13 protein-coding genes are annotated in these 14,114 nt (G+C 38.2%); 2 read left to right on the forward strand and 11 right to left on the reverse strand.

The window, feature by feature from the left end:
- Positions 1 to 75: 75 nt before the first annotated feature.
- From trpD to B5X76_RS03065, 9 genes are all read right to left on the reverse strand, one after another.
- Entirely contained in the window at positions 76 to 1,065 is a 990-nt protein-coding gene (trpD, locus tag B5X76_RS03025; protein WP_079641109.1) for an anthranilate phosphoribosyltransferase, read from the reverse strand.
- A 247-nt stretch (positions 1,066 to 1,312) separates the two neighbouring features.
- Positions 1,313 to 1,768, reverse strand: a complete 456-nt coding sequence (locus B5X76_RS03030; protein ID WP_079641111.1) for a hypothetical protein — start codon at positions 1,766 to 1,768, stop codon at positions 1,313 to 1,315.
- A 105-nt stretch (positions 1,769 to 1,873) separates the two neighbouring features.
- Positions 1,874 to 2,095, reverse strand: coding sequence for a DUF2795 domain-containing protein (locus tag B5X76_RS03035; protein WP_002996718.1), 222 nt, complete (start codon positions 2,093 to 2,095; stop codon positions 1,874 to 1,876).
- 111 nt (positions 2,096 to 2,206) lie between these two features.
- Positions 2,207 to 2,854, reverse strand: a complete 648-nt coding sequence (locus B5X76_RS03040; RefSeq protein ID WP_245800924.1) for a lysophospholipid acyltransferase family protein — start codon at positions 2,852 to 2,854, stop codon at positions 2,207 to 2,209.
- A gap of 201 nt (positions 2,855 to 3,055) precedes the next feature.
- The gene (locus tag B5X76_RS03045; protein WP_079641116.1) at positions 3,056 to 3,967 is read right to left on the reverse strand and encodes a molybdate ABC transporter substrate-binding protein; all 912 of its coding nucleotides are present in this window, start codon (positions 3,965 to 3,967) and stop codon (positions 3,056 to 3,058) included.
- 12 nt (positions 3,968 to 3,979) lie between these two features.
- Complete coding sequence (locus tag B5X76_RS03050) at positions 3,980 to 4,456, reverse strand: DsrE family protein (protein ID WP_079641118.1); 477 nt, start codon at positions 4,454 to 4,456, stop codon at positions 3,980 to 3,982.
- Positions 4,457 to 4,462: 6 nt separating this feature from the next.
- Positions 4,463 to 5,443 (reverse strand): c-type cytochrome, encoded by a 981-nt coding sequence (locus tag B5X76_RS03055; RefSeq protein ID WP_079641121.1) that lies wholly within the window; start codon positions 5,441 to 5,443, stop codon positions 4,463 to 4,465.
- A 105-nt stretch (positions 5,444 to 5,548) separates the two neighbouring features.
- A complete protein-coding gene (locus B5X76_RS03060) occupies positions 5,549 to 6,436 on the reverse strand; it encodes a LysR family transcriptional regulator (protein WP_079641124.1) in 888 nt (295 codons plus the stop codon).
- 52 nt (positions 6,437 to 6,488) lie between these two features.
- Entirely contained in the window at positions 6,489 to 7,859 is a 1,371-nt protein-coding gene (locus B5X76_RS03065) for a dipeptidase (RefSeq protein ID WP_079641126.1), read from the reverse strand.
- Between the two features lie 185 nt (positions 7,860 to 8,044).
- Between B5X76_RS03065 and B5X76_RS03070 the strand changes: the two genes are divergently transcribed.
- Both B5X76_RS03070 and B5X76_RS03075 read left to right on the forward strand, forming a co-directional pair.
- The gene (locus B5X76_RS03070) at positions 8,045 to 10,765 is read left to right on the forward strand and encodes an outer membrane beta-barrel protein (RefSeq protein ID WP_079641595.1); all 2,721 of its coding nucleotides are present in this window, start codon (positions 8,045 to 8,047) and stop codon (positions 10,763 to 10,765) included.
- Positions 10,766 to 10,773: 8 nt separating this feature from the next.
- Positions 10,774 to 11,562: a GLPGLI family protein gene (locus B5X76_RS03075; protein ID WP_176140974.1), complete on the forward strand. Its 789-nt coding sequence runs from the start codon at positions 10,774 to 10,776 to the stop codon at positions 11,560 to 11,562.
- A gap of 78 nt (positions 11,563 to 11,640) precedes the next feature.
- Here B5X76_RS03075 and B5X76_RS03080 read toward each other — a convergent pair whose 3' ends face one another.
- Positions 11,641 to 11,823, reverse strand: a complete 183-nt coding sequence (locus B5X76_RS03080) for a histone H1 (protein ID WP_079641128.1) — start codon at positions 11,821 to 11,823, stop codon at positions 11,641 to 11,643.
- 120 nt (positions 11,824 to 11,943) lie between these two features.
- Positions 11,944 to 14,082, reverse strand: a complete 2,139-nt coding sequence (locus B5X76_RS03085) for a S46 family peptidase (RefSeq protein ID WP_079641129.1) — start codon at positions 14,080 to 14,082, stop codon at positions 11,944 to 11,946.
- Between the last annotated feature and the right edge of the window lie 32 nt (positions 14,083 to 14,114).

The following is a 14,114-nucleotide window of genomic DNA, read 5'->3' on the forward strand; positions in this document are numbered from 1 at the left end:
CTACTACCTGGTTTACTCGTTCACTTTCTATCCTGTTATCGAGTTATCTTGTTAACATCTTAACTCGTTCACTCCTTAACTTCCTACTAACTTCTTCAGACTATTCAATGCCTTTAATCCCAATAGGGAGCTTTCTGCTTCGTAATAGCAATCGGCAAAGCTCTTCTCTGGATGGAAGGTTTTTATGGCAAAAGCAGCATTGGTTAACACCACATTATTCTGTTCGTTGTTACCCTCTCCGTGGATGATTGTGTTGAAAATACCGGCAGCTTCTTGAATACTGTCCCCTCCTGTTATAGCTGTGGCTAATACGGGGGGGAATCCCAACTCCTCTACTGTATAGCGACTCTCTCCTTTATTATTTATTAGCTTAAAGTCACCGGTTAGAGATATCTCGTCGTAGCCATCCAAAGCATGGATAATACTATATTGTTTATCCGCACTTTGGTATAAATAGGTATACAAACGAGCTAACTCAAGACTAAATACGCCTACAGATTGATATTTTGGATTAGCAGGGTTCGTAAGGGGGCCAAGCATATTGAAAAATGTTTTGACACCAAGAGCTTTACGAATAGGCGCTACAGTTTTCATCGCTGGATGGAACAGCGGAGCATGGAGAAAGCAAATGTGTGCATTATCGAGTTGACGCTGGAGCGTATCCTTGTCATTGGTGAATTGATAACCCAAGTACTCCATTACGTTTGATGAACCGCACCCTGAAGAGACTCCGACATTACCATGTTTGGCAACGTGATATCCTGCTCCAGCAACAACAAATGAGGCTAAGGTCGATATGTTGAAGGTGTTTTTACCATCACCACCGGTACCACACATGTCGATGAGATCATAGCCCGTAAAGTCTACCTTTAGACAGAGGTCGTACATCGCATCGCGAAAACCAGCTAGTTCCTCCACACGAATGCTGCGCATACCATAGGTGGTCATGAATGCTGCAATCTGATGCGTATCATACTTGCCAGTAGTAATATGCGTTAAAATATCGTAAGCTTCTTTACGACTGAAGGTTTTATATTCGAATAGGTGTCTTAATATCTCTTTCATCTGTTAAAGTAAAAAGTTAATAATACAAAGGACTAATTGGCCAAAATTTTATAAATAAAAAAGGGGCTCGCCGATATGGCAAGCCCCACTATTTTTTGATTGTATCAATTTTAAGCGATAGACATCTGCCACAACATTATCTGTTGTGCCACCACCATGCATTATTGATTACAAAATTGTTCATTTCTTAATTGTTGCTAACAAATATCAAATAAGTTTTTAAAAATGTCAAGTTTTTTTTGATTTTTTAATAAAGAACAAAATGTGCTTTGTTATTTCCTTTTGAAACTAAAGTAAAAGAAGCGATCTTCCCATTCTCCATATACACGGCCAACATCTGTCGTTTTCTGTAGTGTAGGAAGTACATTTGAGCTGTATCTAGGTCTTCGGGATCAATATCCTTGATATCCTTTGTCGGCATTTGATTGTAAGGGATATAGTTAATTTCCTTTATGTCTTTGGATAATAAGTTAATACGAACTTCCTCTAGGGATACCTCAAGGTAGTCGTAAATTTCATCCGAAGGATTCTCTACGATGAGGTATTTACTTAATACGATATCTACTGCCTTATTCTCATTTGCTAGATCCTTGATAAAAGACTGGATAATGGCTATATTTTTTGTGTGATCTTTAGGCTGCGAGTCCTGCGCCCACAAATTCGATGTAAATGAAATTAGTAATAAAGTGATTAATACTCTCATGGATGACATTTTTGTTATTTGACAAAAGTAATGGAATAAGGATTAATCAAAAAAAATGTACATAAATAAAAATCGCACTTCGAAAAGTGCGATTTTTATGATGGATTAATATTCGTCTTCATTGAAAAAGAAATCATCTTTTGTTGGGTAATCTGGCCAGATCTCCTCAATGTTTTCGTAAGGTTCGCCGTCGTCTTCCAAAGCTTGAAGGTTCTCGATTACTTCTACTGGAGCACCAGAACGAATTGCGTAATCAATTAATTCATCTTTAGTCGCAGGCCATGGTGCATCTTCTAAGTGTGATGCTAATTCTAGGGTCCAATACATAGTATTACAATTTAAGTTCTACCTTTTTCCGCAAAAATAGTATTATATTTTAAATAAGCAAGTTAATTGTGTGTTAAATGACTTGGTGTTTGTTATCTGTCTTAAAATCAGCTATATGATTTTGTTTGTCGGTGTTTTTTTTACATTTCTCAAGCTATTGGATTTGTCCCAATGCGTACTCATTTTGTCGTAAACGAGGGACTGGATTTCATCGGCTTGTGTCGATGTCATATCTTTGGTATCTATTGGTGCGAGTACCTGAATATGTATAATTCCAGGTTTGGAACCAAACTTATCTCCACTATCCCATAGTGTCTGCCAAGCATCTTGGATAACTACCGGTAAGATCTGTATCTGATTGTCCACAGCTAGTTTGAACGAACCGGATTTGAACTCATGAAGGCGTGGTGGATATTCATCGTCAATTTTCCCTTCGGGAAATATAACGATTGATCTACCCGCTTTAACTAAATTGTCGGCTTTTTTGAAAGCTTTGAACGCTGATATTTTGCTTTTTCTATCTACAACGATATCTATACTTTTGAAAAAAATACGAGTGACCGGATTACGCAACAATTCAACTTTTCCCATAAAGGAAAACGGTTGGGGGCACATAAATGTTATTGCCGTAATATCTAGTATAGAGGTATGATTGGGGCAAATAACGTAAGGTTTGGACCAGTCTATACTGGACTCATATTCAATTTTGAAAAATATACCGGAAAATGTGGTGCCGAGTACGGATATTATACGCCTCATGTATGCAATAGATGAATAGTGCTTGTCAGGACGTCTGGTTAATACGTATAAAAGTGGAAAAAGTAGTATAAAAAAGAATAGAACACAGAGTAGATACCATATCCTATGAACCTTTTTTAGAAATAGCAGCATACGATTTACATTAATGAAAATCGAATTTAAAAAGAAAAAAGGATACCTAGGTATCCTTTTTTGAAAGTTTTATTTTATACTGAAGCCGTATTTCAAATAAATTTGTTTTGCAGTATCTGTCGCCATAAAATTCATGAAATCTTCGGCTGCCTTCGGATGAGGAGCCTTTTTTAATTTAGCGGCCATATAGGTTGCTGTAGAATTGAGTGATTCTGGAATTTCCACGACATCAATTGGATGGCCGATCAGTTTTTGATATACTACTTCAGACGTCCATACGGGGGCGACATCTGCATCGCCGTATAAAATACGCATTGGACTCTCTCGGTGATGTATACGGGTCAAATAGGTATTACCTGACGCTACTTTATCTTTCATGATTTTATTCACCAATGTATCTCCACCAGCTTTTTTGTAAGAGGCCTGTATTTGTTCTCCTATACCTTCCCATAATGGATTGGGCATAGATATACGCACATGGTCTAGAGCTAGGTCATTGAGGGAAGTTATTTTTGCTGGATTATTTTTAGGGACCATAAGACAGATATTGTTGTAGCAATAGATCTGCGTACGGCTGAAATAATCTTTCATTTCGTCAATGGTTCTTTTGCCTGCTGTATATACATCAGGTGTATGCGTAATCTGAAGATTGCCCAATGTCAAAGAACCCCCTTGGATTTGCTTAGCGAGTATCCCCGGAGGAAGTGTTTCGACAAATATTCGTTCGTATTGTGGATAATCCTTTTTGAATGCCGCTAAAAGGTCATCTACCACCATAAATTGATTTCCGGCAAAGAAGATCGTGAGTTGTGGATCGACGATGTCTCCATATAAATCGGGCACATTGTTTATTCCAGGGACTGTAAAATGAACTGCAGAAGAAGGTGGGGTATTCCACGGTGGGTCAAAATGGTGATCTTGGGCTTTTCCTACCACGAAGATCGCCAAAAATAGAAATAATAGTAAGTATTTATAATTCATCGGTATTTATATTTATGGTTTTACAATGACCCATCCTTCACTGGCACGTAGAATTAGTTCGCCATTGCCGCTCGGTACATATGCTAGAAAATCATAAAGTTCGCTTTTAGCAATCTTGCGCTCTTCTAATGTATTAAGACATTGGACCACATGTACTCCTTTTTCAATGAGGTCTTTCAAGGCAGCTTCGTACTGGCTATTTGATTTTTTGAAAGCTTCTGTCCCTCCAGAGAAAGCGATTAGTTCAATTTCCAGTTTGCCCTGAAGACGCGGATCTTTCAGTGCGTTATTGATGTTTCTAAATGCTTTAGCGATAATTTTAGGGTCATCGCTGTCTAGTTGGTAAATTGCTTTATAGCTTTTCATTTTAGCTATTGCGCCTAGAAAGGATTTATTTTTGGTCAAAAGCTGACTTTCTTGGGCGAAGGTTTGTGTCTGAAATGCAAGAGTAAATAGAAACAAACAAGCTGCAATGATGTTGTTTTTCATGTTAAATTAAAAATTAAAAGGTCCATATTTATGTTGTTGTGCACTAATTTCGTCCGGGTAAGGCGGATAGGCACAGTCTTTCGGCTTTTTAGCGAGGTTGGGATAGTCGTTCTCTTTATTCGCTTTTTGTGGTCGATCAAATGAATTGATATAAGCTGCTACGTCAAAAGCCTCTGCATCACTCAATAATGGCTCGTCATAGGTGGCTCCAAGTGGCATATTTGCTTTGATAAATCGAGCTGCTGTAAGGATACGTGCCATTCCGGCCCCGTCATTATAGCTATCAGGCCCCCACAAAGGAGGGTAGAGGTAGCCTCCTGCATTTTGATTTTTCTGCCCTTGTCCTTGTTCACCATGACAGCTTAGGCATTTGTTGCTATAGATAAGTTGTCCCTGTTTCAGATCTGCGGCACGGTTAGGAATCTCAATCTTCACAAAGCCTTGACCTTCCAGACGTTTGTCACTTATGATATGACTGCTTATTTGCTTGATGTAGGTAATGATCGCTCGCATCTCTTTGCTGTTCTCAGGTATAGCTCGACCATTCATACTGCGCTCAAAGCAGCCGTTGATACGTTCTTCGAGAGATTCTATTTTGTCTTCTCGACCGATATAGGTCGGAAAGACTTGGTGAAGACCTACGTACGGGGCTGCAAATGCTTTTGTGCCACCATTAAGATGGCAATTAGTACAGGCTAGGTTGTTCCCTATTTTTTTTCCATCTTCATAAAAATAATCATAAGTATTTTTAATTAGCTTTTCGCCATAACTGGCTAATTGACCTTCGTTGTCTTCCTTAAAAGTTATTGGGACATAATTTGCCACATGCGAAATGATGCTATCGCTGTTTGTTCCTCCGGTAGAAGGGAGGGGTACATTTGGTCGTTGCTGATAGGCAAATAAGAATACGCTAACACATAGTATTAAAAGTAATAATGCGATCCCTCCAAGAGCCTTTACATAATTGGTTAGTTTCTTATACTCCATGATTTCATCATAATAAAATGTTTCTACAAAGAAACCCCCTTTTTAAATATTCAAAAAGAAAGGAAATATTATGAGGTATAACCAAAAGTTATTTGCGAATGTTAATCATCTCATACAGAACTGTAAAAACTGGTTAGGTATACCTGTTAGGCCGCCATATACATGGGTAAAATGGAAATAACGTTCGATCTGTAGTTCGGGTATGTCTACGATAGTAAGTCGATCCTCCAATATTTCTTTTTGAATAGAGTGGATGGAAAGAAAGGCGAAACAGTTACGTTCTTGGATATAACGCTTTATACTCTCTGTAGAGGCTAAAACCATTTCGATGTTTAATTTTGAAAAATCTATGCCTAGACATCTGACTTTGTTTTCGATAATCGAACGTGTACCTGAACCAAGTTCGCGAACGACCAGGGAAATCTTATATAGATCCAGGACTTCAGGTTTTTTGAGCTGTTTCAACATAGGATTTCGACTATTGGTCACCAAGACCAATTCGTCTTTCATAAAAGGGATATATTTTAAAGCCCTGTTGTCTGTCGCTCCTTCGGTGATACCAAGGTCTATTTTCTGTTCGATCAAGAGTTCCTCGATAGCACGGCTGTTGTATTGAGATACTTCGATGTGACTGTTAGGATGTTCGTTCAAAAACTTGGCTAATAACGAAGGGATGATATATTGAGAGATAGTGGTACTTGCGCCTAGTATCAGGTGGCCCTTCATGTTGGACTGTAGATCAAAAATCTCTTGGTCAGCCTTATTATATAGCTGTATGATTTGACCTGCGTATCGGAAGAGAATTTCGCCTGATTTGGTGAGGATTAAGTTATTTCCTTTTCTTTCGAAAAGTGAGACACCAAGTTTTTTTTCCAATTCCAGGATATTCTTGCTGACCGCTGGCTGAGAAATATAGAGAACAGCAGCTGTTTTTGTGAAATTGAGCTGTTGAGCTGCAGTATGAAATACCTTAAGTCGAAAATCAAAATCCATAGAAAAAGGGTTATTTTTTTAAAAATAACCCTTTTATTCATTTTATGGTAAATTACTTGCTTAATTCAGCATAATATTTGTGAAACAAAGGAATCGTTTCAATACCTTTCAAGTAGTTCTCAATTCCATATTTCTCATTAGGCGAGTGCAAGTTATCACTGTCTAATCCGAATCCGAGCAATACCGTTTTGATTCCTAATTCTTTTTCGAACAAGGCAACAATTGGGATAGATCCACCACCTCTTGTAGGGATAGGCTTCTTGTTGAAGGTATCTTCCAAAGCCTTTTCTGCAGCTTTATAAGCGATGCTGTCAGTAGGGGTTACCACCGGTTCGCCACCGTGGTGTGGTTTTACTTCTACTTTGACCGATTTTGGTGCTATCTTTTCGAAGTGATCTTTGAATAATTTGGTGATTCGTTCCGAATTTTGGTTTGGCACCAAACGCATCGATATTTTTGCATAAGCTTTCGATGGTAAGACCGTTTTTGCTCCTTCACCGATATAACCACCCCATATACCATTTACTTCAAGAGTCGGACGAATTCCTGTGTGTTCGATCGCTGTAAAGCCTTTCTCGCCCCAAAGTTCGTCTACACCTAGATCTGTTTTATACTCCTCAATATCAAATGGCGCTTCATTTAAAGCTTTTCTTTCTTCAGCAGTCAGTTCTACAACATCGTCATAAAATCCTGGGATAGCGATATGATTGTTTTCGTCATGTAATGAAGCAATCATTTTAGATAAAATAGTAGCTGGATTGCCTACAGCTCCACCATATACACCAGAGTGTAAATCACGATTTGGTCCAGTAACTTCTACTTCTACATAAGAAAGACCACGAAGACCTGTCTCTATAGACGGGTTTTCTAAGCTGATCATCGATGTGTCAGATATAACAATGACATCTGCTTTCAAACGTTCTTTATTTGCAGCCACGAAGATACCAAGGTTTGCGGATCCAACTTCTTCTTCTCCTTCAATCATAAACTTGATGTTACAAGCTAATTGATCGTTTTTCATCATGTATTCAAATGCCTTTACGTGCATGTAGAATTGACCTTTGTCATCTGCAGCACCGCGAGCATAGATTTTGCCGTCACGTACAGTCGGTTCAAATGGAGGTGTATCCCATAGTTCTAAAGGATCTGCTGGCTGTACGTCATAGTGACCATAAACCAATACTGTAGGTAGTGAGGGGTCAAATATTTTTTCACCGTATACGATAGGGTATCCTGCTGTAGGACAAATTTCTACATTGTCAGCACCCGCATCTTGAAGTTTTTTAGCTACGAATTCAGCGGTATTCAATACCCCCTCTTTGTACTGAGGGTCAGCACTTACAGAAGGGAAGCGCAATAGTTCAAATAGTTCGTTTAAGAAGCGTTCTTTATTAGCTTCTACATAATCTTTGATGTTTTGCATGTCAAAAAATGATTTAAAACAAAGGTAAGTATTTTGAAACGGTATTTCTGATTTTTTGAACCAGTCTTTGAATTATGAGAATCAATATTCTTGAAGAACTTTTTTTTGAATTACTTGTAACGTTTTCGATAGTTGTGCAACTAATACTGGAGAAGATTAAGCACATATTATTATTCGATCCTTTTATGAGAGGTATATTTCTGTTTTTTATGTTAATGGTTGCGGGGTATGCTGACGGTTACTCCCAAAGTTTGATCACTGGTAGAGTAGTTGATGCCACAGACAAAGCAAAACTCGAAAATGCTACGGTAATGCTTTTACAGGCACGAGATTCAGCTTTGATCGCCTATGTTAGGGCAGACGCTACGGGTCAATTTCAATTAAAGAAGCCAGCATCCGGTGAATACCTTATTGTAATATCCTATCCAAAGTATGCAGATTTTTACGAGGAATTAAAAGGTGGGACGGGAGCCTCTAACTTAGGCGATTTAGGATTAACCAGTGTGGCACATCTTATTGAGGAGGTTGTTGTCAAGAGAAGAGCGGCGATAACGGTCAAAGGTGATACGACAGAATATGATGCCTCACAGTTCAAGATGGAAAAAAATGCGAAAGTTGAGGATCTGTTAAAGGCATTGCCAGGTATCACAGTTGATGCGTCTGGAAAGATCACAGCACAAGGTAAAACCGTTAAGAAAGTATTGGTCGACGGCGAAGAGTTCTTTGGGAATGATCCCACCTTAGTGACACGCAATTTGCGTTCGGACATGGTTGATAAAGTACAGGTCTACGAGAAGAAATCGGATCAGGCCGAACGAACAGGGGTAGATGATGGTGTACGCGAGCAGACTATTAATGTACAACTCAAAGATGATGCTAAAAATGGGATTTTTGGTAAGGCACTGGCAGGGGGAGGTACAGATAAATACTATATGGGACAGCTCATGCTCAATAAATTCAAGGGCTCACAAAAGATATCTGCATATGGACTATTTGGAAATAACGGGACTACCAGTATGAACTGGGATGATGCACAGAAATATGGCATAGAGGTAGATGCCTCTTTTGATGGCGGAACCATGGTTGTGAATGATCCTTTTTCAGGTCAGGGCGTAGTGGGGATACCGAGAGCGATCAATACAGGGGTTAATTTTACGGATAGATGGAAAAAGGATAAATATCAAATAAACTTAAATTATAAGTACGGAAAGATTTCTTCGGATGGAACGGAAGAAACAATTATGTCGGGTATCGTCAATAGTAATACCGAGAAGACTGTTGATACAGATAACGACCAGCATCGTATTAACCTAAGGTTGAACACAAATATAGATTCTTTAAATGAAGTATTAATCAAAGCTTCGGCAACAAAGAAGAAACTTTGGAGCAATACAATTACAGAGTCTAATAATTTTACGGACGGTGTTACTACTAATAACAGTAACGAGTATGTCGACAATGATGTTAATAGTTATGATTTTGATGTGTTGTATACCAAGAGATTCCTGAAGAAGGGACGTTCATTATCATTAAATGCAGTGGGGAGTAAAAGTGAGACAGAAGGAACGGGTACGTTACGTTCAACACTGAGTACAGGAAGTACAGGTGCTAAACTTGAAACAGATCAGTCTAAAGATACCCGTCAAGATGTGAATAAGCTACAAGGACAGGTGACTTATACAGAACCTCTTTCGAAGCTCCTGAATTTGTCATTAGGCTATCAAATTGTGAATGTGACCAATAGTTCTTTGCTCGAGTCGCGGAATAAAGATGCAACAGGGGATTATACTATTGTAGATGAAAAGTTTAGTAGTAATTATGATTTTAACCGGTTGAGTAATAATTACGATGTCGCATTGGGCTATAATAGCGAAAAGTTGAAAGCTAATCTGACGAATACATTCAATGATGATCGCCTAAACCAAATTAATAACTATAACGGTAAATCGTTGAAAAGAGACTTCTTTACCTACAACCCTAGATTGACAATGACCTATAATTTTTCAATGGCGAAGGCTTTGCGCTTGAGCTACTCTGGAAGGAATCAATTGCCGTCATTAAATCAGATTCAACCTATAATGAACAACTCTGATCCATTAAATCAATACGAGGGAAATGAGAATTTGAACCCATCGTTTATAAATACGGTGGAAGGCTTTTATCACAGTTTCAATTTGTTGTCCAATCAGTTTAAATACATAGGTGGTACGGTGAACCTTACGAAAGATCCGATTTCGCAAAATATTACGACAACAAAGGATGATGACGATAATGTGATTAACTACTACCGCTGGGATAATATGAATGGTAAGAAGGATTTTAATGCAGCAATGTATGGAGGTTATCATTTCAGGTTAAACAAGGCACTGGTATTAGATAATTCATTTGGCTTGGTTTTTAATGTGGGGGAGAACAATAACTTCTTTAACAGCGAGGCCAACCTTGTCAAATCTCAGAGTTATACGTTCAGCTACGAAATAAAGAGGGAGACGAAAACAGGTTTGAATTTTCAGACGAAGCTGAGTCCTCAATATCGACAAATGAAATCCAATTTAAGTCCTGATCAGGATAATAATGGTTTTGTGATGGGAGTGTCGGGTGGATTAGAGTATTTCTTTTCGAGTTTGTTTAAAATATATACGAACTATGATTATTCGTATGAGGCGCCAACAGCAGCATTTGATCAAAAATTAGAGCGGTTCCTTGTTCATCCAGGTATTAGCAAAAAATTCCTGAAGAATGAGTCTTTGATGTTGGATTTTACAGTCAATGATGTGTTTAATAAAAATATAGGGTACTCCAGGGCGCAGTCTAATTCGGTATTTACACAGCGAAGATATGATACCATTCGACGTTATTATATGTTGAAGGTATCATGGGATTTCACTAAAATGTTTGTAAAGTAATGGTTAGTATGAAGAATATAATAATAATGTTAGTTGGTCTATCGATATTGGGATCTAAAGCTAACGCACAGTTTGCGATGTTTGGAAAATCAGGGGTAGTAAGCTATGACAAGACTATGTATATCAAGAATATCATGCGTAAGCAATATATAGAGAAAGCGGATGAACGGTCTAAAACTCAATTTGAATCCATGTTGCCTACTATACCTGAAAATATGGTGTTGAAGAAAACGCTTAAATTTAAAGAGAATGAAGTTTTGTTTGAGCCGGTGAAGCAAGACATAGATGCAAAGACGAAACAGATTATTATGATGTTAGCTTTAGATTTCGATGCGGTTACATTGTCTGATTTAAAGACGAAAGAGTACAATCGATTTAACGACATCATTGGACAAAAAATAATTATTCAGGATACCGTTAAAAAAATTAATTGGCGTATTACGGATGAATATCGCGAAATTGCAGGCTACAATTGTCGAAGGGCAAATGGTGTAACGTCAGATTCAACTTACGTGATAGGTTATTATAGTAATGAAATACCTATCGATGGAGGACCGGAATCTATTAATGGCCTGCCTGGGCTAATCTTAGGATTGGTAGTGCCGAGTCAGCACGTTTCTTATTTTGCAACCAAGGTGGATATTATGGATAATGTGGTTTTGGATAAAAAGGTATTTGAAAATACCAAGACTAAACGTATGACAAGAACCGAAATCGCTGCAATGATGACAGAAACATTCAGTAACTTCTTAAATAAAGCGACTATCGAGTATGTGGTAAAGTTGGCATTGATGTAAAAAGATCATAGAATGTCACATAAAAAAACAGTCCCGAATATTTCGGGACGGTTTTTTTATCTTATAATCTATTATAGATTATTTTTTCTCAACGTTTTTCTTCGCTGTTACTTCGTTACGGATGTCTTGAGCTAACGTTTTGATGTCTTGTAATCCTTTACGTACGCGAGTACCTGCAGCAGAGTTACCATTGTTGAAGAATTTTTCAGCATCAGCTTCGATTGAAGCAACCAGTTCTTTTAATTTAGTGTAGTTTTCCATTTTAATTAATATAATTTAGTTTCTAAATATTTGCACTAAGATGTAATAAATATACAAAAACAACAAATACAAAAGTAATTAAATCCTATTTTTTTGTTGAAAAAAGCAATTTAATAGCGATTATTCTACAATTGTCAGTTCGTCTATGATGTTTTTGGCCCCCGCAAATTTATCAATGACAAATAGAACATATCTGATATCTACTGAAATTGTCCGTTGTAATTTAGGGTCAAAGATGACATCACCAGCCATAGCTTCTATATTTCCATCAAAAGCCAGGCCAATTAATTCGCCTTTAGCGTTTAATACCGGGGAACCAGAGTTTCCTCCTGTTATATCTTGATCACTTAAGAAGTTAACAGGCATGTGACCGTCTTTGTCTGCATAGCGACCATAGTCTTTTTGTTCGTACAATTCAATAAGTCGTTTTGGAAGATCGAATTCCTCATCGTTAGGTTTGTACTTAGCGATAGTGCCTTTCAAAGTGGTGTAATTATTTACTTTAGCATCGTTTCTAGGATCTGCAGGTAATGCTCTTACAGTTCCATAGGTAAGACGTAATGTGCTGTTTGCGTCAGGGTAGTACTTTCCTTTAGGGTTCATCTCTAAGAATCCTGCTATATATTTGCGGAATGCCGTTTGAAAATTATCCTCACGTTGCTCCTGTTCTGGTGTACGCTCACGGTACTTTGTCATCAAAGCCGCTGATATTTTATATAATGGATCTTGAGCTACTGTACCCGCTGTTGGATTTGCTAGATAGGCTTCTAATTTCGCTCTGGATCCAAATATGCTGTTTTCAAAAGCAGACTTTACCAAACTGTTGAAATTACCATTATTCTGTTTGGCAAGCTCAGCAATATAAGGCGCTATTTGACCTCCTTTGGCACTATACAAGTTTAATTCGTCTGCTAGTACATCAATTTCTAACGGGATATAAGCTTTTTCGTAGTTGTCTTGGATCGCCGCATCAAAGCGTACGCGCATTTGCGCACGAGCCGCTTCATTTGCCTCAGCATATTGATTCAACGCTCCGCCCAGACTGAAAGGAAGTGCTGCAAATGTAGAAGAACGGATCATCCCGATTAGGTAATTGTCATGACGGGACTTTTCATTGGTAGCAGCATAGTAATCATTAATTGTTTTGATTACGTCCCCATATTTTGTTTTATTTTCTTTTTTGTTAGCCCATTTTTGGAAATTGTTTTCCAGTTTGCCTTTAACTGCTGCTGTTTGGTGTTTGGATAACGCATCAATCATACCTTGACGGTTTTTCCAGTAATTTGCAACACCCGAGTATTGTGAAGCATAGTTAATGTTTACCGCTTGATCTTTGTCCATATGTTTTTTCATGGCATCCATACCTGTTTTAGAGGCTTCCACCCAAGCTGGATAAGCATACTTCACGTTTTGGTCGATACCGGCAGCAGGCATCCATCTGTTCGTACGTCCAGGGTAACCTAATATCATTGAGAAATCACCTTCTTTTATTCCTTTTAAGCTAACAGGTAAGTGATATTTAGGTTTCAATGGAATGTTTTCTTGAGCATATGGTGCTGGGTTTCCGTTCTTGTCTGCATAAACGCGGAAAAGAGAGAAATCCCCAGTATGGCGTGGCCATTCCCAGTTGTCTGTATCGCCACCAAATTTACCAATGCTGTTTGGAGGTGTGCCTACCAGACGTACATCCTCATAATCTTGGTACACGAAGTAATAGTACTCATTACCATTGTAGAAAGACTTAACAGAAACAACGTACTTTCCATTGTCACTATTTTCTTTTTCAATTTTTGCAATCTCTTGATTAATGATTTTTTGTCTTTCTTTCTCTGACATATTATCATCTACCAAACTCAAAATACGTTTTGAAACATCATCCATACGTACAAAGAAGCGTACTGAAAGAGATTTCGGTTTTAACTCTGCGCTATAGTTTTTTGCCCAAAAGCCATTTGTTAGGTAGTCATGTTCAGGCGAAGATAACTCCGCTATAGCACCATAGCCACAGTGATGGTTGGTCAGCACAAGTCCAGAACCAGAGACAATCTCCGCGGTACAGCCACCACCAAATTGGACTATCGCATCTTTAAGACTGGAGTTGTTAATGCTGTATATTTCTTCAGCGGTCAATTTAAGACCTTTTTTTTGCATATCAGCCTCGTTGAGACGCTTTAAATGCATGAGGAACCACATGCCCTCATCTGCCATTGTAGTCAAGCTGACCACACAGAGAATTAATAATGATACTATTTTCTTCATTCTATTCATTTTTTCTAAAACAAAATTGCTTT

It is taken from the genome of Sphingobacterium nematocida, assembly GCF_900168125.1.
Classification (GTDB): Bacteria; Bacteroidota; Bacteroidia; order Sphingobacteriales; family Sphingobacteriaceae; genus Sphingobacterium; species Sphingobacterium nematocida.

Bases quoted from the DNA above. Each gene is read 5' to 3' on its own strand.
- trpD (WP_079641109.1), bottom strand. From the start codon at position 1,065: ATGAAAGAGATATTAAGACACCTATTCGAATATAAAACCTTCAGTCGT.
- B5X76_RS03030 (WP_079641111.1), bottom strand. From the start codon at position 1,768: ATGAGAGTATTAATCACTTTATTACTAATTTCATTTACATCGAATTTG.
- B5X76_RS03035 (WP_002996718.1), bottom strand. From the start codon at position 2,095: ATGTATTGGACCCTAGAATTAGCATCACACTTAGAAGATGCACCATGG.
- B5X76_RS03040 (WP_245800924.1), bottom strand. From the start codon at position 2,854: ATGAGGCGTATAATATCCGTACTCGGCACCACATTTTCCGGTATATTT.
- B5X76_RS03045 (WP_079641116.1), bottom strand. From the start codon at position 3,967: ATGAATTATAAATACTTACTATTATTTCTATTTTTGGCGATCTTCGTG.
- B5X76_RS03050 (WP_079641118.1), bottom strand. From the start codon at position 4,456: ATGAAAAACAACATCATTGCAGCTTGTTTGTTTCTATTTACTCTTGCA.
- B5X76_RS03055 (WP_079641121.1), bottom strand. From the start codon at position 5,443: ATGGAGTATAAGAAACTAACCAATTATGTAAAGGCTCTTGGAGGGATC.
- B5X76_RS03060 (WP_079641124.1), bottom strand. From the start codon at position 6,436: ATGGATTTTGATTTTCGACTTAAGGTATTTCATACTGCAGCTCAACAG.
- B5X76_RS03065 (WP_079641126.1), bottom strand. From the start codon at position 7,859: ATGCAAAACATCAAAGATTATGTAGAAGCTAATAAAGAACGCTTCTTA.
- B5X76_RS03070 (WP_079641595.1), top strand. From the start codon at position 8,045: ATGAGAGGTATATTTCTGTTTTTTATGTTAATGGTTGCGGGGTATGCT.
- B5X76_RS03075 (WP_176140974.1), top strand. From the start codon at position 10,774: ATGAAGAATATAATAATAATGTTAGTTGGTCTATCGATATTGGGATCT.
- B5X76_RS03080 (WP_079641128.1), bottom strand. From the start codon at position 11,823: ATGGAAAACTACACTAAATTAAAAGAACTGGTTGCTTCAATCGAAGCT.
- B5X76_RS03085 (WP_079641129.1), bottom strand. From the start codon at position 14,082: ATGAAGAAAATAGTATCATTATTAATTCTCTGTGTGGTCAGCTTGACT.